20 protein-coding genes are annotated in these 24,198 nt (G+C 68.2%); 7 read left to right on the top strand and 13 right to left on the bottom strand.

Annotation, left to right across the window (positions count from 1 at the left end; genetic code table 11):
- Nucleotides 1–133 precede the first annotated feature (133 nt).
- Nucleotides 134–2,290 carry an ABC transporter substrate-binding protein gene (locus FHR37_RS15215; RefSeq protein ID WP_092888001.1) on the top strand — a complete coding sequence of 719 codons (2,157 nt, stop codon included), beginning with the start codon at nt 134–136 and terminating at the stop codon, nt 2,288–2,290.
- A gap of 47 nt (nt 2,291–2,337) precedes the next feature.
- On the opposite strand, the gene FHR37_RS15210 is transcribed toward FHR37_RS15215, so the two are convergent.
- The 4 genes from FHR37_RS15210 to FHR37_RS15195 form a co-directional block, all read right to left on the bottom strand.
- Entirely contained in the window at nt 2,338–2,715 is a 378-nt protein-coding gene (locus FHR37_RS15210) for a DUF488 domain-containing protein (protein ID WP_237769049.1), read from the bottom strand.
- 191 nt (nt 2,716–2,906) lie between these two features.
- The gene (locus tag FHR37_RS15205; protein WP_092887995.1) at nt 2,907–5,738 is read right to left on the bottom strand and encodes a hypothetical protein; all 2,832 of its coding nucleotides are present in this window, start codon (nt 5,736–5,738) and stop codon (nt 2,907–2,909) included.
- A gap of 228 nt (nt 5,739–5,966) precedes the next feature.
- Nucleotides 5,967–8,015, bottom strand: a complete 2,049-nt coding sequence (locus FHR37_RS15200) for an ABC transporter substrate-binding protein (RefSeq protein ID WP_092887992.1) — start codon at nt 8,013–8,015, stop codon at nt 5,967–5,969.
- Between the two features lie 260 nt (nt 8,016–8,275).
- Nucleotides 8,276–9,061: a phytanoyl-CoA dioxygenase family protein gene (locus FHR37_RS15195; protein ID WP_092887989.1), complete on the bottom strand. Its 786-nt coding sequence runs from the start codon at nt 9,059–9,061 to the stop codon at nt 8,276–8,278.
- A 340-nt stretch (nt 9,062–9,401) separates the two neighbouring features.
- On the opposite strand from FHR37_RS15195, the gene FHR37_RS15190 reads away from it, so the two are divergent.
- Nucleotides 9,402–9,923, top strand: a complete 522-nt coding sequence (locus FHR37_RS15190) for a hypothetical protein (protein WP_175542767.1) — start codon at nt 9,402–9,404, stop codon at nt 9,921–9,923.
- 28 nt (nt 9,924–9,951) lie between these two features.
- Here FHR37_RS15190 and FHR37_RS15185 read toward each other — a convergent pair whose 3' ends face one another.
- The 4 genes from FHR37_RS15185 to FHR37_RS15170 all read right to left on the bottom strand — a co-directional run bounded on the left by FHR37_RS15185 (nt 9,952) and on the right by FHR37_RS15170 (nt 13,398).
- Nucleotides 9,952–10,737: a phytanoyl-CoA dioxygenase family protein gene (locus tag FHR37_RS15185; protein WP_092887983.1), complete on the bottom strand. Its 786-nt coding sequence runs from the start codon at nt 10,735–10,737 to the stop codon at nt 9,952–9,954.
- Between the two features lie 119 nt (nt 10,738–10,856).
- On the bottom strand, nt 10,857–11,642 hold the full coding sequence (locus FHR37_RS15180; protein ID WP_092887980.1) for a class I SAM-dependent methyltransferase: 786 nt from the start codon (nt 11,640–11,642) through the stop codon (nt 10,857–10,859).
- Between the two features lie 45 nt (nt 11,643–11,687).
- Nucleotides 11,688–12,257: a GNAT family N-acetyltransferase gene (locus tag FHR37_RS15175; protein WP_092887977.1), complete on the bottom strand. Its 570-nt coding sequence runs from the start codon at nt 12,255–12,257 to the stop codon at nt 11,688–11,690.
- Between the two features lie 460 nt (nt 12,258–12,717).
- Nucleotides 12,718–13,398 (bottom strand): VOC family protein, encoded by a 681-nt coding sequence (locus FHR37_RS15170; RefSeq protein WP_202818335.1) that lies wholly within the window; start codon nt 13,396–13,398, stop codon nt 12,718–12,720.
- A gap of 250 nt (nt 13,399–13,648) precedes the next feature.
- On the opposite strand from FHR37_RS15170, the gene FHR37_RS15165 reads away from it, so the two are divergent.
- Together FHR37_RS15165 and FHR37_RS15160 are read left to right on the top strand one after the other, a co-directional pair.
- The gene (locus FHR37_RS15165; RefSeq protein WP_175542766.1) at nt 13,649–14,839 is read left to right on the top strand and encodes an aminoglycoside phosphotransferase/kinase family protein; all 1,191 of its coding nucleotides are present in this window, start codon (nt 13,649–13,651) and stop codon (nt 14,837–14,839) included.
- 43 nt (nt 14,840–14,882) lie between these two features.
- Nucleotides 14,883–15,215, top strand: coding sequence for a hypothetical protein (locus FHR37_RS15160; RefSeq protein ID WP_237769048.1), 333 nt, complete (start codon nt 14,883–14,885; stop codon nt 15,213–15,215).
- Nucleotides 15,216–15,237: 22 nt separating this feature from the next.
- Here the strand turns inward: FHR37_RS15160 and FHR37_RS15155 are convergent, their stop codons facing one another.
- Entirely contained in the window at nt 15,238–15,561 is a 324-nt protein-coding gene (locus FHR37_RS15155) for a VOC family protein (protein WP_092887971.1), read from the bottom strand.
- Nucleotides 15,562–15,749: 188 nt separating this feature from the next.
- Here FHR37_RS15155 and FHR37_RS15150 point away from each other — a divergent pair, with 188 nt between their 5' ends.
- Nucleotides 15,750–16,133 carry a nuclear transport factor 2 family protein gene (locus FHR37_RS15150; protein ID WP_092887968.1) on the top strand — a complete coding sequence of 128 codons (384 nt, stop codon included), beginning with the start codon at nt 15,750–15,752 and terminating at the stop codon, nt 16,131–16,133.
- 23 nt (nt 16,134–16,156) lie between these two features.
- Here FHR37_RS15150 and FHR37_RS15145 read toward each other — a convergent pair whose 3' ends face one another.
- Nucleotides 16,157–16,522 (bottom strand): YybH family protein, encoded by a 366-nt coding sequence (locus FHR37_RS15145; RefSeq protein WP_139239141.1) that lies wholly within the window; start codon nt 16,520–16,522, stop codon nt 16,157–16,159.
- Between the two features lie 111 nt (nt 16,523–16,633).
- Here FHR37_RS15145 and FHR37_RS15140 point away from each other — a divergent pair, with 111 nt between their 5' ends.
- Nucleotides 16,634–17,674 (top strand): Gfo/Idh/MocA family protein, encoded by a 1,041-nt coding sequence (locus FHR37_RS15140; RefSeq protein ID WP_092887962.1) that lies wholly within the window; start codon nt 16,634–16,636, stop codon nt 17,672–17,674.
- Nucleotides 17,675–17,677: 3 nt separating this feature from the next.
- Here the strand turns inward: FHR37_RS15140 and FHR37_RS15135 are convergent, their stop codons facing one another.
- The 3 genes from FHR37_RS15135 to FHR37_RS15125 form a co-directional block, all read right to left on the bottom strand.
- Nucleotides 17,678–18,748: an ABC transporter ATP-binding protein gene (locus FHR37_RS15135; RefSeq protein WP_092887958.1), complete on the bottom strand. Its 1,071-nt coding sequence runs from the start codon at nt 18,746–18,748 to the stop codon at nt 17,678–17,680.
- The gene (locus FHR37_RS15130) at nt 18,745–20,211 is read right to left on the bottom strand and encodes an ABC transporter permease (protein ID WP_237769047.1); all 1,467 of its coding nucleotides are present in this window, start codon (nt 20,209–20,211) and stop codon (nt 18,745–18,747) included. The genes FHR37_RS15135 and FHR37_RS15130 overlap by 4 nt, the downstream gene beginning before the upstream one ends.
- Before the next feature lie 156 nt (nt 20,212–20,367).
- Entirely contained in the window at nt 20,368–21,402 is a 1,035-nt protein-coding gene (locus tag FHR37_RS15125; RefSeq protein WP_237769046.1) for an iron ABC transporter substrate-binding protein, read from the bottom strand.
- Nucleotides 21,403–21,606: 204 nt separating this feature from the next.
- Here FHR37_RS15125 and FHR37_RS15120 point away from each other — a divergent pair, with 204 nt between their 5' ends.
- Nucleotides 21,607–24,198 (top strand): AMP-binding protein, encoded by a 2,592-nt coding sequence (locus FHR37_RS15120; RefSeq protein ID WP_092887949.1) that lies wholly within the window; start codon nt 21,607–21,609, stop codon nt 24,196–24,198.

The following is a 24,198-nucleotide window of genomic DNA, read 5'->3' as shown; positions in this document are numbered from 1 at the left end:
GTGTGGCCGAAACCGGAAAACGAACGCCAACCCAAGGTGACATCCCTATTCTTCTCGTCACCCCGGTGAAGTCGGCCAGTACGGCGCCTTCACCGTTTTCTAGCCGCAGCGTTGGGATCCGGTGGTGAAACGCATGGTCCGTCGAACAGCGACCAACAACTCCGCAGACGAGAACGAGCAGGGAGGGTTGACGCGACGGGCGCTTCTGTACGGGTCCGCGGTCACGGCAGCGGCCCTGACCCTCGCCGGCTGTAACTCAGGTTCCGGTGGGCAGGAGGGACGGAAGAAGACCGCCGCCCAGGCCGGAAGCGCGAACCGCAAGGGCTCGGCCCGCAAGCCGCTCGCGGCCCCGGCGTCGTTCAAGGAAGCTCCCTCGCTGGCCGCGCAGGTGAAGCAGGGGAAGTTGCCGCCCGTGGAGAAGCGGCTCCCGGACAACCCCTACGTCGTCCCGCACAACTGGCTGGAGCCCGGCAAGTACGGCGGCAACCTGAGGATGATGATCCCTGCCACCGACGACGGGCAGCTGAAGGAGTACATGTACGGCCACTCCCCGCTGCGGTGGCTCAACGACGGCCTCGACATCGGCCCCGGCCTGGTGGAGAGCTGGTCGTCCAACGCCGACGCATCCGAGTGGACGCTGCACTTCCGCAAGGGCCTCAAGTGGTCCGACGGCCAGCCGTGGACCACCGCGGACGTGATGTTCTGGTGGGAGGACATGGTCCTCAACGAACAGCACTCCGAGGTGCCGCCGGACGAGGCGAAGTCGGGCAAGGGAACGGTCATGAAGATGACCGCACCCGACGACTACACGATCGTGATGAAGTTCGACGCGCCCGCACCGCTGACCGCGGACCGCCTTGCCATGTGGGTCAACCGTGGCATCGGACCCGGTTGGATGGAGCCCAAGCACTACATGAAGCAGTTCCACCCGAAGTACAACAAGTCGGTCGGCAAGAACTGGGCCACCGCCGACGGTGAGTTCGAGAAGAAGCGCAACTGGCAGATCAACCCGGACAGCCCGACCATGACCGGCTGGCGGCTGAAGTCGTACAAGGAAGGACGGCAGTCCGGCTGGGAGCGCAACCCGTACTACTGGTGCGTCGACCGGCAGGGCAACCAGCTTCCCTACGTCGACACGCTCACGGCCTCCGCGGTGCAGAACCAGGAGGTCGCCAAGCTGCAGATCCAGCAGGGCAAGATCGACTACCTGCTGGGTGGGTTCATGGGCGTGTCGCTGAGCGACGTGTCGGGCCTGAAGGCGGCGCAGTCCGCGAGCAAGACCGTACCGATCCTGTGGGACGCGGGAGACGGCACGGGAGCGGCGTTCTTCTTCAACTACGACTACTACGACGAGAAGCTCCGCAAGCTGATCCGCGAGCCGAAGTTCCGCCAGGCACTCTCCTTCGCGTTCAACCGCGAGGACGCCCAGAAGACCATCTACTTCAACACCGGTGAGAAGACCACCGGCACGATGAGCACCAAGGCCATCGAGTACCACGTCAACGACGAGGGCAAGCAGGTCTACAAGCAGTGGCGTGACAGCTACGTCAAGCACGACCCGGAGAAGGCGAAGGCGATCCTCGACGCACTCGGCGTGGTGGACAAGGACGGCGACGGCAAGCGGGAGGCGCCGGACGGCAGCAAGCTGATCGTTCGCCTGCAGTACGCCTCGAACGTCGGCAGCGACTACAAGAAGCTGAACGAGCTGCTGGTGCGGGACTGGAAGGCGATCGGGATCGACGCCCGCCAGTTCCCGATCTCCCCGGAGGCGTACGGCACCGAGTGGAACACCGGCAAGCTGATGTCCAACTCGGGCTGGGGCGTCGGCGACGGCCCGAACTGCCTGGTCTACCCGCAGTGGCTGGTGCCGCTGGAGCCGAGCCGCTGGGCCCCGCTGGAGGGTCAGTTCTACAACGTGCGTGGCACCCCGGACGAGCACAAGCAGAAGAACGTCGACCCGTTCAAGCGGACACCACCCCGGATGGAGCCGGAGGCGGGCGGTCCGGTCGAACGACTCTGGAAGCTGTACGACCAGAGCAAGACCACGGTCGACGAGATGGGCCGGCACCGCCTGGTGTGGGAGATGACGAAGATCCACGTCAAGGAGGGGCCGTTCTTCCAGGGCTCGGTGTCGAACGCGCCCTCGGTCATGCTCGCGCACCAGGAGCTGAAGAACGTTCCTCGTAAGGAGAATCTCGGCCAGGGCGGCTTCACCGCTCCGTGGATCCACCCGACCCCTGCGGTCTACGACCCCGAGACGGTGTTCTGGTCCGACCCTGAGAAGCACTAGGTCGGCAGCGCATCAGTGGCCGGTGCCCTCGGACCTGTGGTCCGCGGTCACCGGCCACGGCTGCCTTTCGTCCCACCGAGGCGCTGAGCGAGTACCGCGGCCTGGCTGTGCTCGACGTCCTTCGTCGCCGTCAGGAGTGTCACCGGGGTTCTACGTGCGAGTTTCCGGAGCCGGTCGAGCACAGCGTCGCGCTCGGGCTCGGACAACTCAGCGGAGTAGCGACGCGTGAACTCCTCGAACTTCCCCGGTTGGTGGCCGTACCACTTACGCAGCTGAGTGGACGGTGCGATCTCCTTCTCCCACGAATCCAGTGCGGCCGCCTCCTTGGTAAGGCCCCGCGGCCAGACCCGGTCGACGAGAACCCGCGTGCCGTCCTCGGGGGAGGGTGGGTCGTAGACCCGCCGAAGCCGCACTCTGATCGTCACGATCCTCACCTCCTGCGCAAACCTGTGCATGACCGGCTGGTTGGCCAGGATGTCCCCGTGTTCAGGATCGCTCGCCTCGGGCCGAAACGGAAACGGCGTCGGCCGGCGACCGTCACAGTGGTCACCGACCGACGCCGTTGCGCGGCCCGGCTGGGCCCGGCTGGGTTGTGTGCCCAGCCGGGCCGAGTTCCCTACGGGGTGGCGCCCGCAGGCTTGTGCGCGTTCCACCAGTCATCCTGCGAGGCGTCGCCGCCGGCGTAGTGCACCGTCGTCGTGGCGAGCTTCCAGATGCCCCGACCGTAGGTGGCGGCGTACAGGTGGTCGTCACCTGCCGGCCCCGGCTCGAGGTCGTTCACGACGGTCGCCGGCAGGCCGGTTCCGAGCTTGGCCCAGTTGCCGTCCGCATCGCGGAGGAAGGCGCCGAGGTCCGTGCCGAGAGCGACCCTGCCGTCGCCGACGAACTTCACGGTGCTGGCGGGTACGTCGGGAAGGCTGGTCGAGGCGTCGCTGCCGTTGGACCAGTCGTGCCACGTCACGCCGTCGGTGGACTCGAACAGGTGCCCGATGCCCGCGCCGGGTCCCTCGACCCAGCGCCGCGAGAAGCCGTTGAACGCCAGCAGGTAGTGAACTTGCCCGGCTTCACGGTAGACGTCCGCGCCGGAGATCATCCGGTTCGGCAGCGTACCGACGACCTTGCCGCCCGCGTCGACGACCTTGGCGTCGGTGGTGGTCAGGATCTTCCAGCCGTGGTTGCCGGAGCCCCCGAGCGCCGCGGCGTCGGCCCTGCCGAACGCGTAGCCACTCTCGAACGCGCCGCCGGGGCTGCACGAGCCGCAGAACGGCACGATCGCGTCACCGTGGTCGGAGGCGACCGCCGTCGCGGTGCGCGCAGCGGTGCCGGCCGCGTTCGTGCCCAGGTCGACGAGCTTCTGCCAGTCCTGGCCGGAGGCGATGTTGAAACCCTTGGTGTTCAGCCAGACACGCTGCCCGCCCGCCAGCCAGTTGTCGATGTGCTCGTGGTCGGCGGCGAACGGCGCGGTGAACCGGGCCGTCGTCTCCGGAGGCGCGATGCTGCGCGTGTGCGCCTTGCTGAGGTCGGTGAACGAGTCCGTCCCGGTCGCGGCGGCGCACACGTTGGTCACCCGCATCGCCAGATCGACGTACTCCTGGACGATCCGGCAGCCGTCGTTCGGGTCGACGAGGACGTCGCCGCCGTCGCCGCCGAAGTTGGAGCCCATCGTCTTCTCGGAGGAGGCGCCGGTGAACAGGATCGAGCCACCGTTGTCCTGGAGGCCGCCGCTGACCACGACACCGTTGTGATCGTAGGACCTGGTGCCCATGATGGCGGCCGCCTTGGCGGGGTCGACCTTGCCGATGCCGACGGCGTAGTACTGCAGGAAGTCCGGCGTGCCGCTCTGCGGAGCGCTGAGGCTCTGCCAGTCCGTCGCGTGGCCCTCGCCGTTGGCTCGGCCGCTGACCGGGCGGGTGTAGAGACCGCCGTCGTTGCCGACGTAGAGCCGGCCGTTCGCGATCGCGACCGCGTGCTGGTCGGAGTGCGTGGTGCTCGGGCAGCCGAGCTGGTCGGCGTTCGCGTCGCTGCCCCAGCAGGAGAAGAAGAAGTTCCAGTACGGGCCGGGGGTGGTCCAGCTCGCTCCGGAGTTCTTCGTCTCGTAGACCTCCTCCAGCCCCGCGAACACGTGGTCGTCATTGGTCGGGTCGACGGCGAGGAACTGGTTGTACCAGGCCTGCACGCCCGGCTGGTAGCCCGGATTCACCGCGCCGGCGTGCTTGACGGTCGGGTCCAGCGCGGAGCCGGCCTGTGCCAGCTTTTGGGAGTCGGCGATCTTCGACCAGGGTCCGGACACCGAGCCGCTGTTCGAGACGTAGATGCCGCCGAGCTCGGAGTAGCTGTTGCCCTGGCTGGCGTGGTCGGGGTTGTGCACGAGCGCGTACAGCTTCTTCTTACCCCAGGCGAAGGTGGTCCGCCCGATGTCCTTCGGGTTGATCGAGCCGGTCACGTTCGACTTCGCGAACGTCCACGACTGCGTGCCCGCGTCGTAGCGCCCGTCGTACCACCCGTTGTCGGTGCCGCCGGCGACCCAGCCGAAGGCGGCGACCAGGTGGCTGTCGTTCGTGGGGTCGATGGCGACGTCGGTGACGTAGTTGTCGGTGCTGTGCGTGCCGGTGGGAGTGTCTGAGGGCAGTGCACTCGGGTTGGGCACGAACACCGGCTTCCAGGTGGCGTTCAGGTCGGTGGTCGAGTGGCGCCACAGCCCGAAGCTGGACGGGGCGTACGCCCAGGTGCCGGCCTTGTTGAACCGGATCTGCTGGATGACGGCGCCGTCGAAGAGGTTCTTCCGCGTGCCGGTCTGGCCGGGCGCGGCGTCCCCGTCGGCGAGGTGGGTCCAGACCGGCGTGGTGCTCGCGTGCTGGGCGACCCAGACGCCGTCACCGGCGTAGGTGGTCGCGCCGGTCGATCCGTCGCCGGTGGCGTACCAGAGCTCGTCCCGGGAGGCGACGTAGGCGAGCGCGCCGCTCGACAGCGCGGGCACTCCGCCGCTGACGTCGGAGATGGACGTCCACGGGCCGTTCTGGGCGACGTTCCTGCGGTAGACACCGCCGCTGGCACCTGCTGCGAACAGGTAGTCGCCCCCGGCCGCGAGTGCCTGCACCCGACCGGTCACGAAGCCGCCGCCCGCAGTCGTGTTGGCGTAGTAGTCGCGGTAGCGCTGGTCGTCGGAGTTGTAGGGTACGTTGCTGACCTCGTCCCACGCTCCACCCGTCGACGTCATGCCGTGGACGTGGTCGACCGCCGCGGTGTAGCCGCCCTGGAGCGCGAAGCCCGGGGCGTTGCGTGCGTCGTTGAACTGGGCGAGGGCGCTGGTGATCTCCTTCGTCTCGCCACCGGCGCCGTCGGCTTCGTCGACGCCCTGAATTTCGTGCAGGTACTCCTTCGCTACGTGGGGTAGCGCTGTTCGATGCGTGGTCTCGCCTGTGCCTTGCGGGGTGGCGGTGGTACTCATTGCGACCACCGTTGCTGAGACGGCAGCGATCGCTGCGCAGGTCAGAACAAGTGGGCGACGAGGCCGACGGAGAGGTACTCCGGACACGTCTGCTCCTCGAGAGCAAGAAGGGTGGGGTGCGGCGCTTGGGTGCTGGCCCCCGTGGTTCGGTTAGTTTGTACACGCAAACGGGGCTAATGTCATGCGACCTCGCTGAAGGCCCGCGTTCACCGGAGGTGGCGATGCGGCTCAGGACGTGACGAAGTACTGCTCCGGCGCGGTCGGGCCCGGGGTCGGGTAGCGCCAGGACGCGATCATCGACTTCGGCACGTTGTGGAAGTTCCTTCGCTTGATGCCGAACGTCCCGACCGGGAGGACGGTGCCCAGCACCCAGAACTCCTCCGCGGCGATCCGCAGGATCTCCATGAACAGTTCACGTCTGCGGTTCTCGTCGACGGTCTCCCCGATCCGGTCGTACAGGCTCATCTGGCGGCGTGCGGCCTCGGGCGGCTTCTCACCGCTCCGTCCGCGGCTGGTGTACCAGGTCGACCACAGGAGTGCGAAGTTGGACTCGTTGTTCGCCGGGAAATACCACCGCGGATCCACGATGCCGTCCCGCAGGCCGCCGTCGCCGGTCCACACGCTCGCCTCGTGTTTGTTCGCCGCCTTGCGCGTGTAGTACAGCGAACGGTCGATCGAGTAGAGGTTCAGCTTCACCCCGACGCGTTCCCAGTAGCCGCGGACGAGTTGGAGTGCGTCGATCTGGGTCGGCTCCTCGGTGATCACGTCGATGTTGAACGTCAGCCGCTTTCCGTCCGGCCGCAGCCTGAACCCCTCCGGGTCACGGCGGGTGTAACCGGCCTTGTCCAGGTGCCGGTCGGCCAGCTTCGGGTCGTACGCGGTGTACTGCGTGGCGAGCTGCTCGAGGTAGAACTCCGACTCCTTGCGGGGTGCTGCCTGCCAGGGTTCGCCCTGCCGCTGGTAGACCGCCGCGATGATCTCCTTGCGGTTGATCGCGTAGGACAGGCCGATCCGGAAGTCGCGGTTCTGGAACACCTCCCGGAGCTTTCGGTCCGGGTGGTTGAGGTTGAACGCGATGACGGTCTTGTTCATCGTCGAGTCCAGACCCTCGACGAACTCGTACTCACCGCGTTCCCGGTTGGACGCGAGCACCGGCTTGTTCTTCGGCGTTCCGAGGTTGGGGTTGTAGAACGTCGGACTGAGGAGCTCGAACTCCCCGTCCATCGCCCGCAACAGCGCGGCCTCCTGGTCACTGATCACGGTCCGGACGATGCGGTCCAGGTAGGGAAGCTGGCGTCCCTGCGGATCGGTCTTCCAGTAGTACGGGTTGCGTTCGAGGATCATCCGGTTGCCCTGCTGGGTGACGCTGGTGGTGTGCCACGCCGTCAGCAGCGGGACCTGCGGCTGCCAGATGTCGCCGATCCACCCCTGTGAGCCGCCCTTCTGGGCGAAGAGCTGGTACCAGTGCTCGGTCTTCTCCTTCTTCAGCAGCTCACCGATGTCCTTGTTGTACTTGGGATGGAACTGGCGGAAGTAGTGCTTGGCGCAGATCGTCAGCACGTGTGCGCCGTTGGACGCCAACTGCTCCAGGAACAGTCCGTTCGGCCTGGTGAAGACGAACCGGAACGTGTGCTCGTCGAGGACGTCCAGGTGTGCCGGCCGGTCGGCGGTGACGAAGAAGTTCGGCGGTGCGGAGAACAGCTCGTTGTTGAGCACCACATCCTCGTAGGCGAAGGCGATGTCCTCGGTGGTGAAGGGCTCTCCGTCCGACCACTTCATGCCCCGGCGCAGGTGGAAGGTGTACTCCCGGCCGTCGCCGCGGATCTCCCACGAACGAACGACGTTCGGGATCACCTTCTTCCAGTCCGCGCTCCACCGGACCAGCCACTCGTAGTAGACCTCCGCACCGCCACCTGCCGGGGGGCTGTCACCGAACAGGTCCCACTGACCGCCGTACGTGCCGATCCGCTCGTGCGGTGGGACCACCAGCGGATCGGTGGGCAGTCGCTGCTTCAGGGGTGGGAGGTCTCCGGCCTTGACCCGCTTGCTGAGCTCGGGCGCCTCCTTGGCGGTGGAGGAACCTTCGCCGCCGGTGCCGCCGGCTCGCTTCGCCTGCGGCTTGGTGGACAACATGTCGCAGCCGGCCGTGAACGCGGCGGTGGCCATGACGCCGCCCGCACGCAGCAGGTGCCGCCGGGACGGGTTCAGTGGGAGAGCGATCCCCTGCTCGGGTGGTGCGGTCGGTTCGACGGCGTCGTCGGAGCGATCTGCGCGCATGGAAACCGCCTTCCTTTTCAGGGAGGCTAGGTCGCTCAGGTGGGCGCGTACACGGCTCGGTGCGGCCACCTTCGGAAAATTCCAACACGGTTGCGGTGCCGTGACCGTCCTTGTCTCACACCGTTTCTCGACCGTTGGTACGGCCGATCTCATCGCCGTCGTCGACCGCGGCCGGCTCGTCGAGGTCGGTGACCACAGCAACTGATGGCTTCGCAGGGTGTGTACGCCGAGCTCTACACCCTGCAAGCCCGTTCATACCTCTATCCGGGCTCCTCGTCGGGAATCCGGGTGATGAAGTCGGAGAGCATCATCCGCGGTGTGTCGAGCGTGTTCGGCGCGGCGACGTGCAGCATGTCCTGGTTCATCAGTACGACGTCGCCGGGGCGACCGCACAGCTCGACGACGCGAAGGTGGGTGCCTTCGACGACGTCTCCCTCGTCGAGGTATCGGCGAAGCTGCTGCTCGCCGGTGACCGGTTCCCGCCAAAGGTCGGCGAACCAGCTGTGCCGCTCCGCAAGTACGGCCTTCATGGTGCTCGTCTTCATGAACCCACCTGCCTGTCGGCAGAGCTCCCAGGTGAGATGGTGCGAGCCGGCCATGACCAGCGTTCCGCCGCCGCGGGGACGAACCTCGTTTAGGAAGGTGAAGGCGACGACTCCAGGGATCGGTCCGGTGGACCACTGCGTGGAGTCGACGTGCCAGTTCCTGGCCGGGATCGCCCACTGTGCCTGCAGATTCGGGAAGGTGACCAGCGGGTGGCCCCAGTGCGCGGGCGGTTTCCACGCCGTACCCAGCAGGTCGGTCACGGGCTCGGACAGGTGCTCGCTCAGGCCGTCGAAGGCACCGGCGCGCATCAGCGTCTTGAAGCCGACGCGGCCCTCGATGGCACTCCACGTCGTGGGGTCGTCGTGCCGGCGCCCGTGCATGATCGACAGAAAGGCCCACAGGCGGTCGCGCATCGCCAGGGCCGTGGTGGCGGGCACCGCCTGGGGGAGTGGCAGCAGTCCGTCCGACTCGAACCGTGCCGTCTGCTCGTCAGTCAACATCGCTCTCGTCTCCTGGCCGGGCCGGAGCGGCGACGTGACCCTCGGGAAGACAGCGAGTCACGTCACCAGATCCGGCGTACTGAATCTGGCGAGTGACTTCGGGTGTCTGCCCGAAGGTGACGCCGACGTTACCTCTGGAAGCTTTGCTGCCGCTACCCGATTATCATCTCCCCGTCGTTCGGAATCCGCTTCCGGCCACCGCCCGGTGTCGACTCGCACTTGCTGCGCCCACGGGCGCCAGGGCTGCCGGCGCTGCAGATGTGGGGACCTCGTGGGGAGTGGTCGACACGGCATGGTGGAGAGTGGGTTGAAAGCTCCTTACACAGAAGGGAGTACGCCCATGAAGATCAACCGATCCTCGTTCGCCGGGATCCTCGCGTCGGGCGTGGCGGTGGTGGCGCTCACCACCGGTGGCGTCGCGGCGGCAGGCAGCCCGGCCGTAGCGGCCGACAGGACACAGACGACCCAGATCGTGCAGACCGCGCAGTCGCGGCAGGGTGGGGCGCCGGACGACATGCACGGCATGCACTCCATGCACGGCATGTTCGAACGGATGCTGCACGGTGAGTTCGTGCTGGCCAAGCCAGGAGGTGGCCGCCAGACCGTACTGATCCAGCGGGGCGCGGTGCAGAGTGTGAGCACGGACAACATCTCGTTGCGCAGCAGCGACGGTTTCAAGGGGACCTACACCGTCGGCGCCGACGCCACAGTCAACGCCGGCCGCAACGGCCTCGGCTCGATCAAGGACGGTGCGCAGGTGGTCGTGGTCGCGACCGGAAGCATGCAGAACGCCACCGCGGTGCACGTGTTCGACGTCTCGCTGATGAAGTCACATCACGGCATGGGACAGATGCCTCGCTGATACCAGAGATCAAGGGGAGTTGAGCCGGTCATATTTGCGGGGCGCGGTCGTTCGCCGCGATGTGCACGAGCATCATGCGTGGGGTGTCCGAGACGTTCGGGGCAGGGGCGTGAAGTGAGCGGGAGTTCATGAGGATCACGTCTCCCGGTTCACCGGTCAGCTCTGCCACGTGCAGCGGTACCCCGTCGACGACCGCGCCGTCGTGAAGGTATCGCCGACGTCGATCGTCAACAGTGCCTTGCGTCCAAAGGTCCCGTAGCCACTCGTCCTGGGACGCCAGACGTGCCTTGAGCTCTGAGGACCGCAGCCGTGCGTCCGGACCGACCGCGGCGACGGTCTGGCGGACGAGCCGATGTGACCCCGCAACCACGACGGTGCCGCCACCGCCGGGACGCACCGGTGCCAGGAACGTGAAGATCGTTACTGCCTGGATGTCGTCAGTGCTGCCGAGGCCGTCGGTGTGCCAGCTCGTGTATGGCACGTCCCACGAGTCGCCGGACTGTGGGAACGTCACCAGCGGTCGCCCCCACCTCCGCGGGCGTTGCCAGTTTTCCGCCCCGAGAAGGTCGTCCAGTGCGTTGCACACGGCGGTCGAACCCATTGGGTCGAACGTCCCGGATGGCCTGAGCGGCTGGAGGTGCCACGCCTTCTCGAGCGTCCAGGTGGCCGGATCGTCGCGGCTGATGGCGTACTTGCGGGCCAGGAAGTCCCATACCTGCTCACACATCGTCGTGACCTCGGGCACCGGGATTGCCTGGCGGAGCCGGATGATGCCGAGCCGGTCGAACTGTTGCCGTTGGGCGGGTGAGAGCACTGCCCCTCCTTCGCCGACCAAGAGTCGTGACAGGCGGCCAACGCCACGACGGTAACGCAAGGCCGCCGCACCGTGGGCTCACTACGCAGGCCGCCGCATCAACAGCCCGTAGGTGGCGCTCAACGACTCGGTTGCGGCCCTCGCAGGGGTCGCAGTTTGAACATCAGGATGCCGAGATACTTGTTCAGCAGCGCCTGCTTGTGGGGATAGCGCTCGGCGGCTTCGGCAGGCATCCGCGGCTCGACCGCGGCTTCGATCCACAGCCCAGCCGCGCTGAAGGTGTTCAGCAGGTCCGACATCGTGTACGGCCGCTTGGTGAGGGTGACCCCCTCATCCCAGTTGCGGTGCCGGTAGGTGAACGATTCGGTGGCGAAGTACTCCTCTCCCAGGGAGGTGCCGTTCTGCTCCGCTCGTTCGATCGCGTACCGGATCGGCTGGGTACGGGTGAGCAGGATGAAGCCGTCCTCGGCCAACATCCCGCGCGCGGTCCGCAACGCCCGGACCGGGTCCGCGGCGTACCCGAAGGACTGCAGGAACAGGATCCGGTCGAACAGCCGGCCGGCGAGGCCCGGCACCGCCGCCAGGTCGGAGAGATCACCCTCGACGAGCTCGACGCCCGGCGGCGGCGCGATGAAGTTCCCGCTGATGTCGACGCCGACCGATGCGGCGGCTCCGTCTTCAGCCAACTGAGCGATCTTCGCCCCGTTGCCGCAACCCGCGTCCAGGACGGCGAGTCCGGTGACGTCGCCGAGGAGAGAGCGCTGCGCCGGCCACTCGACGAGCCGGTCCAGCGAGTCCTCACGGGCGCGCGCCTGCTCGAAGCCCGACGAGAGTGTCTGCCACGGACGGCTCGAGTCGCCGCCGCCTGCGTCAGCAGTGCCTGTACCTGAGTTCTCCTGAACCATGAGCGAATAATGCCGGATGAGCCAGGGCGTGTGGGTGCGGGTCGTTCAGGACGACTCGACGGTGCCGAGGGAATACGCCGCGGCGTACTCCTCGATCGTCATGCCCATCAGCACGACGTCGTGATATTCCCCGGCGAAGTACTGCGACCTCCGGCGTCTGCCTTCCTCGACGAACCCGAGCTTCTGGTGCAGGTTCAGCGAGGCCGTGTTGTACGCGTAGACCTCGACGTCGCATTTCTGAAAGCGGCGCTCGCCGAACATGTAGCGCAGCAGCAGGACGATGGTTTCGCTGGCGTAGCCGCGCCGCTGGAAGTCGGTCCCGATCGCGATGCCGTAGGAGAAGACCCCGGAGTTCTTGTCGATCCCGTTCGTACCGAACCAGCCGACGAGCCGTCGGTCGGCAAGCGACTCGATGCCGGCACCGAACTCGTCGTCGTTGGGAGTGCCGACGCCGGACTCCAGGTAGTGGCGGTAGCCGGCCTTCGAACGCGGCGGGTGCAGCCGGTCGTTGTTCCGCATGAACGTGGAGTCCTGGTCGAACTCCATCAAAAGCTCGGACTCCTCGGGCTCGATGCCTCGCACCCGCACGCGTTCACCAACCCAGATGGACTCCACCCGCCGGACCGTAGCAGCGGCCCATGTTCGGAGGCGACCGAAATTCGGGGGAGCGAACGGCGGGTACGGACAGCTCGTGTCTGACTTACGCTGCGACGGATGAACGAGTCGTTGACGCCAAACGCCTGGCTGACGACGACCGGGTCGGCGCCTGGATCGCCATCCGCCGGGCCGCGACAGCTCTGGCCGAGGTCGCCACCGAACGCTGGGGCGAGCGGGCCGGGTCCTTTGGACGGTACTGGACGCACTTCGAGGCCCGGGCGGATCGGCACGGCGGTGCGGCGTTCGCGAAGCAGCTTCTCACCGCGGCGTACGCTCAGCCACATCTTGCTCTGGAGGTTCCGGAGTGGCTCGCCGACCGGATCGCGCTGTCCTACAGGGCGCGCATCCTGATAGGGGAGAACATCACGCCGGAGCAGAACGCGCGCGACAACCTGCTCGCCTACCCGGGGATGTACCTTCAGCCGAGGCAGACTTCGTTGCCTTCGGGGTCAGCGAAGATCCACGGGTGGTCCGGGTCCGCGCGGCGGCCACCGGCGGCGAGCACGGCGGCGATCCGGGCCTCAGCCTGTTCGGGAGGCACTTTGATGTCGACGTGGATCCGGTTCCGCTCGCGTCGCGGCTCCTTCATCTGCTGGAACCAGAACGACGGTCCGCGACCTCGGGGATCCACGACGTCCTCGTCGGTGTCGCGACGGAACTCATAGCCGAGCGCTTCCCGCCAGAACGGCATCACGTCGGGGATCGAGAGCGCGTCGACCGAAACCTGGAGGTGCTGCGTGCGCGCCGGGTCGGCCGGTATGCCCAACTCCCGCGCAGCCACGGAGATCTGTCGAGCGATCTCCACGTGCCGCGCTCCGATGCCGGCGAAGAATCTCCCCGAGGTGATCGTGGTCAGGCGTACGGTCACACCGTCTGGCCGGAGGTCGACATCGGGCAGATGGTCGGCGTCGATGGCGGGCAGGTCGGCCATCGCCTGGATCAGCCGGGCGCCGATCGCGAAGGAGTCCGTAGGAAAGAACGTCTGGATTCCGTCACCGACGAACCGCCAGTCGTCGACGCCTTCGCAGGCATAGAACTCCTCCGGGCCCATCCACCCAGGTCGCTCCCACGGCGCGGTCGCTTCCAGCGGGTCAGCCATGTCGTACCTCCCAGCTAAGGTGCACCGATGCTGCCACAGCCAACGTCGCGGCGGTAGAGACTTCACGTCCGTCGTCGCCGGGTGGTGTTGACGTCGGGGGAGCGGCATGGTTGCATACCCGCAACGTGTCGAGGGACGCGTCGAGACTCGCCGGAAGGCTGGAAGCCACCCTCCTTGTCCATGGATCAGCGTGGGATCACACTGCCGCTCTGAGCCGCCCGTGCGAGTCCGGGTAGGAGAGCGAGTAGATGTGAGATACCTGCCGGACAATCCCAATCTCGACTTCCTTCGCCAAGAAGCGAAGGGTCTCCTCGGCGCCATGCGCGAGACCGACCCGAAGGCCGTGCTCTCCGACGCGCAACGAGCCGTCGCCGACCAGTACGGCTTTCGCACCTGGCCGGACCTCAAGGCCGAGGTCGAACGCCGCCGTTCCATGCCGCCGGCCGCGGACCCAGCGCTCGCCCGTGATCTTGCCGCGGCGTTCGACCTGGGTGATGTCAAAGCGCCGTTGACACCGATCTCCTACGCGTTCATGGGGCGACGGTGGCGGCTGGAGACGGACCGGGGCGTGTGGCAGGCGGGGCCTGTCGTCGAATGGATGGGAAACGATCACGTCGCTCGGGCCACCGAACTGCGGGAACGAGCCCGGGCCGCCGGTGTGCTCGCGCCCAAACCTGTCCGCGCCGCCGACGGTGAGTTCGTGAAGCGCGTACACGGGAAGAAGTGGCGGGTCGACGAGTGGATGGAGCTCGGCCCCGAAGTCCTGCAACCGGTCCGCTCGTCTGTCGCGCGGCAGGTCGGTCGATCTCTCGCGACGGTGCACGAGGTGGCGATGCCCACCGGGCACGTCTTCAGGCCGGGCGAACCGGGGCACCTGACGTACCGGCACACGGATGCTCAGTGGGATGAGCTCATCGCAGGGACGTCGGCGGCGGGCAAGCCCTGGGCGGACGACCTGATCCACCTTCGGGAAGGCGCGTTGCGTGCACTGGAGGCGGTGCCGTTCCGGCAGGCCGCCGAACCTCTGGTGATCAGCATCGCCGACCTCAACATCGACGGGGTACGGATGGATGCACGCGACGAACTCGTGCTGATCCACTGGGATTTCGCGGGTCCGCACAGTCCGGAGTGGGAGCTTGCCTACGTCCTCACCCACTGGGCGATCTATGGTCCCGCCAGTCCGGGCGCGGCGCGTGCTCTCGTTGCCGGATACCGCGATCGTGCCGGCAGCGTGCCGACACTCGACCTGTCGTCGTTCTGGCTCACGATCACGGCGCACCTCAACTGGACCTACAACCAGTTCTGTACGGCGCGAACCTCCGTCGGCGACGAGCAGAGAGCCTACGTCGAGGGTGAGGTGCGGGACCTGATCGAGAACCCCTTCAGCGTGACGAAGATCGAGCAGCTCCTTGAGGACCTGGCGCGGGATCCGGCCTGGTGAAGGTGACCGCGTAGCCGGCAAGTTTGCCGAGCATCCGGTAGATGTGCCAGAGGCAGTCGCCGAGCATGATGTCGTAGTTGGCCTGTCCGAACTGCTCGATGTAGCGGTCGGGTTGTCGCAACAGACACGCGGCTGCGGCGTCGGGGACCCGGCGTGCGACCTGGCGATCGCGTGGACGATGCTTTCCGGGCCGAGCAGGAAGGCGTTTCGCGACACGCTGTCGGTCAGTCCCGAAACCTGGGCGCGCGGGCGTGGCTGGGCACTGTGGAAGGCCCTCGCCGGTTACGCCGGAGCCGTGCGCTCCGGCGATTCGGAGCCGGCTGACGTGCGCCATACGCTCGACGAGATCCTCACCGAGTACCAACAGTCCAGCTGAGACCTGTGTCAGCTCGCCAGGCTCAGTCGCCGATGACGCAGAAGAGGTTGCCGTCCGGGTCGGCGAGCACGACGAAGTCGGCATTCTCGGGATAGACCCAGTCGGGTTTGGTCGCGCCCAACGCCAGCAGCCGGTCGACTTCCGCCCGCTGCTGCCCGGGCTCCGCCCACAGGTCGAGATGCGTGCGGTCCGTCTCGTCCAGGTGCAGCCGGACGCCCTTGCCGGCAGGGTCGGCGAGGAAGTCCGGATTACTGGCCTGCGGCTGGTACCCGAGCGCCTGGGACCAGAATCCCGAGGCCCGGTGACGGTCCGACACTTTCAGAACGATCGCTCCGATGTTCACCATCGCCACATCGTGCCGCACCCCACCGACAGGCTGGTGTCACACCGTGCCTCTCCCGTACGTCCTTGGAGGGGAGCCTCTAGCCGACCTGGGCAGCGACCGGACGGGGTATGGGTCATGATCGAGGAACCGCAGCCGGACACCTGGGCCGTCGACGGAGAACTGCACGACAGCGGCCGGTGAGGAGCACCATGCATCCGTTCGGGAAGGCCATGCAGGCACACGACGTCGAGAGCGCTGTTGCCCTGCTCGCCCAGGACGTGGAGTTTCGCAGTCCCGTCGTCTTCGCGCCGTACCGCGGCCGGGACGCGGTCGCACCTCTGCTGTACGCCGTGGCGGAGGTTCTGCAGGACTTCCGCTACACGCGGGAGATCGGTGCGGGCTCTCAGGAGGTCGCCCTCGTCTTCCAGGCACGTGCGGGTGATCGGGAACTCGAAGGATGCGACTTCCTGCACCTCGACGAGGCCGGAGCGATCGACGAACTGTTCGTCATGATCCGGCCGATGTCCGGCCTGGACGCGCTGGCGGAACAGATGCGAGCGATGCTCGAACGCCGAGCCCCCGGCTCGCGGTGAGGCCGCGGGACCTGTCGGCCGGGCTACGCGCCCTTCGTGTTCCAGATGTCGCGGTGCAGCCGCCACACACCTTTGCTTCTCTTCCACGCGACGACGTACTTCACCACGGCCGTCCCGCCGCTGAGCGTCAGTGTGGCCTCGCCGACCTCGCAACCGGTGCGGCTGGACTGTTCGTAGTCGAGCGTGTGGAGCCGGACGTCGGTGAGCCCCGCCTGCTGTGTGATCGCCGTCCACATCTGCTTGATCCCGGAGCGTCCCCTGACCACCGGACCGTCGGGCGGAAGCGCGATCGCGTCGGAGGTGTAGAGCGAGGCCAGCAGGTCCATGTCCGCGTCACGTACGGCCTGCTCGAACTGTCGGTTGACCGCGCTGATGTCCTTGAGGCTCATCGCCACCTCCCGGGTGCGGGTCCGGCGCGGATAACGCTCGGTCTGCTTGGCAGTATGCGAAACGCGGACAGGCTCGTCGAGGGATCTTTTCCGCACTGCTAACGTCCGGACATGGTTGATTCACCAATCAGGGTTGGCTTCGTCGGCGCCGGCGCCAACACCCGCCATCGGCATATCCCGGGTTTCCAGGCGCTGCCGGGAGTCGAACTCGTCGCGGTGGCGAACCGGACCCGCGAGTCCGGAGAGAAGGTCGCTGGGGAGTACGCCATCCAGCGCGTGGAGGACGACTGGCGGCACCTCGTCGAGGCGCCCGACATCGACGCGGTCTGTATCGGCACCTGGCCAAACCTGCACCGTGACGTCACGGTGGCTGCACTGCGGGCCGGCAAGCACGTGCTGTGCGAGGCGCGGATGGCCAGGAACGCCGACGAGGGTCGCGAGATGCTGGCCGCCGCACGCGAGGCGCCTGATGTCGTCGCCCAGGTGGTGCCGTCCCCGTTCACGTTGGAGTTCGACTCGACGCTGGCGTCGATGGTCGGCGACGGCCACCTCGGTGACGTGCTGGCCGTCGAGGTCCACGTGGGCCAGTCCTTCGTCGACAAAACGGCACCCCTGCACTGGCGTCAGGACGCCGGGATCAGCGGCAACAACATCCTGACCATGGGCATCTGGTACGAGGCGATGATGCGGTGGCTTGGCACGGCCAGGCGCGTGTCGGCCATGGCCACGACGGCCGTTCCCCGGCGCAGGGACGATGACGGGAACTGGCACGAGGTCAAGGTGCCCGACCACGTGGACATTCTCGCGACGCTGGGCATCGGCGGGGTTGCTCACCTGCGGTTCAGCAGCGTGACCGGACTCGCTCCGCGGACGGAGCTGTGGATCTTCGGATCCGAGGGCACCCTGCGCTTCGAACCGGATTCCGGACGTCTCACCGCCGGACGGCGAGGTGACCAGGAGTTGAGCGAGGTCGCCGTGCCGGCCGAACGCCGGGTCGGATGGCGGGTGGAGGAGGAGTTCGTCAATGCCGTCCGGGGACGCGAGGAAGTCAGGCGTACGACGTTCGAGGACGGCGTTCGCTACATGGAGTTCACTGATGCGGTCAGCCGTAGCGCGGCGACGGGACAGACGGTCGACGTCGCCGACCTCTGACGATCAGGGAAGGCGGGCGTCCTCGAGGGTGACGACATGCGGTGCGCCGACGACCCGCACCGAGACCCGCGACCCGACCGGCGGCGCCTCGTCGCCCAGAACCCGAGCGGACACCTCGACGGGGCCGGCGGAGTCCTCGAGTGGATCGTCGAGGCGCAGCACGACGAGGGCGTCGTGGCCGTAGAACACCGTACGAGTCACCTCGGCGACGCGCCCGGACGCGTCGGGTTCGCCCAGGCGTAGTTGCTCCGGCCGGAGAAGGACCTCGCAGGGACCCGAGCCGGCCGCGTCGGGCACCGGCAGTGCGCCGAGGGCACAGGTGACGACACCGTTGTCCAGTACGCCCGGTAGGAAGCAGGCCTCGCCGAGCGACACCGCCGAACGGCGGTCCAGGGGTGCCCGGTAGACGTCCGCGGGCGGGCCGACCTGCGTCAGCCGGCCGTCATGCATGATCGCCACCTGGTCGGCGAACGACAGCGCCTCCGCCCGGTCGTGCGTCACGAGTACGACGGTGGCCCGCTCGTGCGCGAGCGCGGCGGCGACGGCCTCACGGGTTGCCATGCGCAGCTCGGGGTCGAGGGCCGAGAACGGCTCGTCGAGCAGGACGATCGACGGCCGGCGCGCGAGGGCCCGGGCCAGTGCGACGCGCTGCTGTTGGCCGCCGGAGAGCTGGTCGGGACGCCGCCGTGCGAGGTCGCCCGACAGGCCGACCAGCTCGAGCAGATCACCCACACCGGCCCTGGTACGGCGTTCCCGGCGCGGCAGGCCGTAGGAGATGTTGGCGGCGACGTCGAGGTGCGGGAAGAGGTTGCCCTCCTGCGCGACGTAGCCGAGTCCGCGTTTCTCCGGAGCCACCCACACACCGGGGCCGGCCACGACGTGGTCACCGACCCGGACCTCGCCGGAGTCGGGACGCATGAAGCCTGCGACGACTCGCAGCAGGGTCGTCTTGCCGCATCCTGACGGGCCGAGTACCGCCGTCGTGGTGCCGGCGGCCACCTCGAGGTCGATGCCGTGCAGCACCGGCGTACTCGAGTGGGAAGCGGTGATTCCGGAGAGCTGGAGAGTCCTCACGTGCGCGATTCCTCGTTCCGACCGTGGAGCAGCAGGTAGGTGAGCGGCGCGGAGAGCACGACGAGCGCCGCGGCGTACGGCGCGGCGGCGGCGTAGTCGAGCGAGGCGCTCGCGTGCCAGAACGCCGTGGCGAGCGTGTGCGTGCCGGTGGGTGCGAGCAGGAGCGTGGCCGTCAGCTCGGTGGTGACGGCGATGAACACCAGCGCGAACCCTGCCATCGTGCCACGCAGCATGAGCGGCAGTTGGACCCGCAGGAACGCCCGTACGGGGTTGTCGCCGAGTGTGCGGGCGGCGTCGCCGAGTTCGGGCGGCACCGCCGCGATGGCGGCGCGGGTGGCGACCATGGCGCGGGGGAGGAAGAGGATGGCGTACGCCACGACGAGGACCGTGGTGGTCTGGTACAGCGGGCGTACGAAACCGATCGTCAGCGTGATCAGCGCCAACGCCACGACGACACCGGGAAGCGACGCCGCGACGTAGGTGACGCGCTCGACGGCCACCGCGAACCACGACCGGCTCCGGGCGATCAGCCACGCCGCCGGGACCGTCGCCACCGTGGTGACGACCGCGGCGATCAGGCCGAGGCTCAGCGTCGACCACAGCGTCGGGCCGAGGTTGGCCGGCTCGGACGCCTGGTCGGCCCGGGAGAGCCACTTGCCGAGACTCCACGCCGGGACTCCCAGGGCGAGTGCGGTGAGAGCGACCAGCCCGAACAGGGCGAGCGGTGTGGCGCGGCCGAGGTGTTCGCGGGTCACCCGCCGGACCGCCCCCGAGCCCACGCGCGTGTGGCGTACCCGGCCCCGGGCGAGCAGCTCCAGCGTGAGGACCGTGCCCGCGATGCCCATCAGGACGACGGCGAGGACGCTCCCCGAGCGGCTGTCGAAGGCCACCTGGAACTGGTCGAGGATCGCGGTCGTGAAGGTTGGGAACCGGAGCATCTCCAGGGCGCCGTACTCCGCCAGCAGGTGCAGCGCCACCAGCAGCACGCCGCCCAGCAGCGCCGGACGGATCTGTGCCAGCCCGACCCGTGCGAAGGTGCGCCACGGTCCGTGCCCGAGCGCCCGCGCGGCGTCCTCCAGACCCTGGTCGAGGGTACGCAGCAGCGCGGCGACCGGCAGGAACACGAACGGGAAGTACGACAGGGAGGTCACGATGACGGCCCCGGCGAGGCCCTCGAACCCCGGCACGAGCGCGGACCAGGCGAAGCTGTTGACGAAGGAGGGCACGGCGAGCGGCGCGACGAGTGCGATCCGCCAGAACGCCGTACCCGGCAGTGCCGTCCGCTCGACGAGCCACGCGGCGCCGACGCCGAGCACGGTCGAGATCACGCACGTCAGCACGAGCAGCGACACGGTGTTGACGAGGAGTTCGCCGATCCTGGGCCGCCAGATGAGCGCGAACGCGTCGCCCGCGCCGGACTCGAACGCCTTGAGCACGACGACGACCAGCGGCAGTGCGCACACGAGCGCGACGACCAGCGCCGCCGCTCGCAGCGGCAGCGAGTCGCCGGGGGCCCGGTGTCCGCGGCCCGGTCCGGGTCGACGTCCGGACCGACGTCCGTCTCCGACCGGGGGAGGGCCTTGCGCGGAAGGGGCCGTACGCGTCTGCGCGGTCGTCACCTAGAGGATCCCGGCCTTCGTCATGAGGCTGATGACCTTGGGCCCGTTGAGCTTGAACGGGTCGACCTTGGGAGCCTGGAGCGAGTCGAGCGGCGGAAGCTTGGGGTCCGACGCGGCGCCCTTGCCGACGGCGTACTCCTTGGAGTCGGTCGTTCCCAGCGCCTTCTGGCCTTCCTTGCTGGTGATGAACGCGAGGAACTTCTGTGCGTCGGCCGCGTGCTTGCTGCTCTTGAGGACGGCGCCACCGGAGAGGCTGACGAACGCGCCCGGGTCCTCGTTCCTGAAGTAGTGCAGCTTCGTGTTGCCGCTGCTCTCCTTGTCCAGAGCCTGGTCGCGGTACCAGTAGTAGTGGTAGATGACGCCCATCGCGGACTGGCCGGCGTTGACGGCCTTCATCGTCGCGATGTTGTTCTGGTAGATCTTCGCGCCCGACTTCAGGCCGGACAGCCACTGGGAGGTCCTGGCCTCGCCCTCGGTGGCGAGCATGGCCGAGATGATCGCCTGGAAGTCCGCACCGCCGGCGGCCGCACCCCACTTCCCGGCGTACTCCGGCTTGGCGAGGTCCATCAGGGACTTCGGCAGCTGCGCTTCGGAGATCTTCTTCGGGTTGTAGACGAGCACGGTCGAGCGGGCCGCGATGCCGACCCAGTTCTTCGAGGAGGGGTGGTACTGGTCGCCGACCTGGGCCAGGGTGGAGGCCTTCACCGGCGCGAGCAGGCCGGCGTTCTGGACCGTCGTCATGGCGGGGGAGTTCTCGGTGAGGAAGACGTCGGCCGGCGAGCCGGTTCCCTCCTGCACGATCTGCGCGCCCATCGAGGAGTCGTCGCCGTAGCGGATCTGGACCTTGATCCCGGTCCTGTCCTGGAACTCCCGCCCCCACTCCTCGGTGAGGTTCTCGTGCTGGGCGCTGTAGATCGTCAACTTCGACTTGTCGAGATCCCCGGTGGCCTCGAGGCTCTTGCTGCAGGCCGACAGGCCGAGGGCGGTCACGGTCGCCACGACGGCGGCGAGGATCATGGTGCGTCGGCGCGTCACGAGGGAAACTCCTGGTGGCTCGAACGTTGGGCCGTGCGGCCCGGAGCGTGCAGCCGGTCGTGGGTGGGTGGCAAGGTCTCGACTCCGATGGCAAGCCCAGGAAAGGCTAACCTGGCTGACGGCAGGTTAACTGAGCCGACCCGAGGTGGCCGCAGTCGGCCCCGGGATTTGATTTAGGGTTGCCTAACCTATTTACTACCTCGCGTGACCGCGAGCTCCGTGCCCCTGGCCCCGTCACCGACCATGCCCTGGGTGTCCCGGCTCGGAGCGCATGGCGACCGGCCAGCACTGCGGACCGCCGAAGGCTCCGTCACCTACGCCGACCTCGCCCGCCGGGTGGACGGCCTCGCCGCGCGGCTCGACGGTCCGCGCCGCCTCGTGAAGGTCGAGGGACGATCCACGGTGGACACCGTTGTCGGCTACCTCGCGGCTCAGACCGCCGGCCACGTCGTCCTGCTCGTCGCACCCGGCGACCCCGCCGCCCGGCTGCGCGAGGCCTACCGCCCCGACGTCGTGCTGGACCCGGCCGGTGGGATCGAGGTCGTCCGGGAGACGTCGGCTCACCAACTACATCCCGACCTCGCCCTCCTGCTCAGCACGAGCGGTTCCACGGGGTCGGCCAAGCTCGTCCGCCTGTCCGCCGACAACCTCACCGCCAACGCCGCACAGATCACCGCCACTCTCGGCGTACGCCCCGACGACTGCGCGGCACTCACCCTGCCGATCACCTACTGTTACGGCCTGTCGGTGCTGCACACCCACCTGGCCGCGGGTGCGAGCCTGCTGCTCACCGACCTGTCCGTCGTCGACGACTGCTTCTGGCAGCTCTTCCGTACGGCCGGGGCCACGACCCTTCCCGGCGTTCCGCACACGTTCGAACTCCTCGAGCGCAGCGGCTTCGCCGACCGGGACGTGCCGGGGCTGCGGTACGTCACCCAGGCCGGAGGCCGGATGGAGCCCGACCGCGTCCGGCGGTTCGCCGAGCTCGGACAGGCGCGGGGATGGGATCTGGTCGTGATGTACGGCCAGTCCGAGGCGACGGCCCGGATGACCTGTCTTCCTCCCGACCTCGCCGCCGAGCACCCGGACACGGTCGGGAACCCCGTACCCGGCGCCACGATCGACGTGGCGGACGGCGAGATCGTGTTTCGCGGGCCCAACGTCATGCTCGGGTACGCCGAGGAGCCCGCCGACCTCGCGCTCGGCCGGACCGTCGACGAGCTGCGCACCGGCGATCTCGGCGAACTGACTCGCGAGGGTCTGGTACGCGTCCTCGGCCGGCGTGCGCGTTTCGTCAAGGTCCTCGGGCACCGCATCGACCTCGACGCGCTCGAGAGCCGCCTCCGCGCGGATGGTCACGACGTACGGACCACCGGACGCGACGGCCTGATCGTCGTCGCCTGCGAGGTCGCAGCGGCACCTGCCCGGGAGTCGCTACGGCGCCAGGCGATCCGCGCATGCGGCGTTCCGCGGGAGGCCCTGCGAGTCGTCTTCGTCAGGGACCAGCCGCTGCTCGCCACCGGCAAGCCCGACTACCCGGCGCTCCTCGCGCTGGCCTGCCCGGCCCCGGTCGAGGAGGCGGTCGCGCGCGCCGAGGAGACGGGTGGGCGCGCGGTCGCCGCTCTCTACGGCCGGTTGCTCCAGCACGACGTCGACGACGAGGCGACCTTCGTCTCCCTCGGCGGCGACTCCCTCTCCTACGTGGAGGTGTCGATCCGGCTGGAGGAGCTGCTCGGACACCTCCCGCCGAACTGGCACGTGACCCCGGTGCGTGACCTGGAAGTCCTGGCGGGGCAGGGGAGGGGCCGCCGGCGCGGACCGGCAGCACTCGTCTCGCGCACGACGTGGCGGCCGACGTGGCGGCCGACGTGGCGCACGATGGAGACGAGTGTCTGGCTGCGCGCCCTCGCGATCGTCTGCATCGTCGGCACCCACGCCGGCGTCTTCCTGCTCCAGGGCACCGCCAACGCTCTGCTCGTCATCGCCGGCTACCAGGTCGCGCGCTTCCAGCTGGCCGACCCCGGACGACGGCGCCGGGCCCGCCGGGTCCTCGGGGCGGCGGTGCGGATCGCCGTTCCCAGCCTCGTGGTCATCGTCGGCGCGCACGTGCTCGGCGGCTACTACGAGACGCGGAACCTGTTCCTCGCCAACTGGATCTTCGGGGAACAACAGCTCGGTCCGCCGTGGCGGTTCTGGTTCGTCGAGGCGATGATCGTCGCGCTGCTCGTGGTCGCCGCCGCCAACGCCTCGAGCCGGATCGCCGCCCTGGACCGGCGCCATCCCTTCGGTCTGCCGCTCGCGCTGACCACGGCCGCGTTCGTGCTCTTCCGGCTGCCGATCCTGCCGTTGCACATTCCCCGCATGCAGGGATCGGCGCCGGTCGTGCTGTATCTCTTCCTTCTCGGCTGGACGCTGGCCCGGGTGGCGACGCCGGCCCAGAAGCGCCTGATGACCGTGCTCGTGATCGCGATGATCGGCACGTTCTCGTTCAACCCCGCGCGGGACGGCCTGACGATCGCGTGCGTGCTGCTGATGCTCTGGCGGCCGGTGACCCGGGTGCCCGCCGTACTCGTACCGATCGTCCAGATCCTCGCGGCAGCTTCGCTGTACATCTACGTCATCCACTGGCAGGCACTCGACCTGCTGCGGGGACAGCCGGTCGCGGCGTTCGCCGGCTCCCTCACGCTGGGGCTTGCCTACTGGTGGATCTGGACGCGCCCCGTCGTCGCGACGTGGCGCGTCGCGACGCGGCGCATCCCCAGGAACTGGTCGCGGCAGAGCAGGCCGGCTACCTGA

This window comes from Actinopolymorpha cephalotaxi (assembly GCF_013408535.1).
Lineage (GTDB): Bacteria > Actinomycetota > Actinomycetes > Propionibacteriales > Actinopolymorphaceae > Actinopolymorpha > Actinopolymorpha cephalotaxi.
This window is presented reverse-complemented; position numbering and strand designations above follow the sequence as displayed.

Bases quoted from the DNA above. Each gene is read 5' to 3' on its own strand.
- FHR37_RS15215 (WP_092888001.1), top strand. From the start codon at position 134: ATGGTCCGTCGAACAGCGACCAACAACTCCGCAGACGAGAACGAGCAG.
- FHR37_RS15205 (WP_092887995.1), bottom strand. From the start codon at position 5,738: ATGAGTACCACCGCCACCCCGCAAGGCACAGGCGAGACCACGCATCGA.
- FHR37_RS15200 (WP_092887992.1), bottom strand. From the start codon at position 8,015: ATGCGCGCAGATCGCTCCGACGACGCCGTCGAACCGACCGCACCACCC.
- FHR37_RS15195 (WP_092887989.1), bottom strand. From the start codon at position 9,061: ATGTTGACTGACGAGCAGACGGCACGGTTCGAGTCGGACGGACTGCTG.
- FHR37_RS15190 (WP_175542767.1), top strand. From the start codon at position 9,402: ATGAAGATCAACCGATCCTCGTTCGCCGGGATCCTCGCGTCGGGCGTG.
- FHR37_RS15180 (WP_092887980.1), bottom strand. From the start codon at position 11,642: ATGGTTCAGGAGAACTCAGGTACAGGCACTGCTGACGCAGGCGGCGGC.
- FHR37_RS15170 (WP_202818335.1), bottom strand. From the start codon at position 13,398: ATGGCTGACCCGCTGGAAGCGACCGCGCCGTGGGAGCGACCTGGGTGG.
- FHR37_RS15155 (WP_092887971.1), bottom strand. From the start codon at position 15,561: ATGGTGAACATCGGAGCGATCGTTCTGAAAGTGTCGGACCGTCACCGG.
- FHR37_RS15150 (WP_092887968.1), top strand. From the start codon at position 15,750: ATGCATCCGTTCGGGAAGGCCATGCAGGCACACGACGTCGAGAGCGCT.
- FHR37_RS15145 (WP_139239141.1), bottom strand. From the start codon at position 16,522: ATGAGCCTCAAGGACATCAGCGCGGTCAACCGACAGTTCGAGCAGGCC.
- FHR37_RS15140 (WP_092887962.1), top strand. From the start codon at position 16,634: ATGGTTGATTCACCAATCAGGGTTGGCTTCGTCGGCGCCGGCGCCAAC.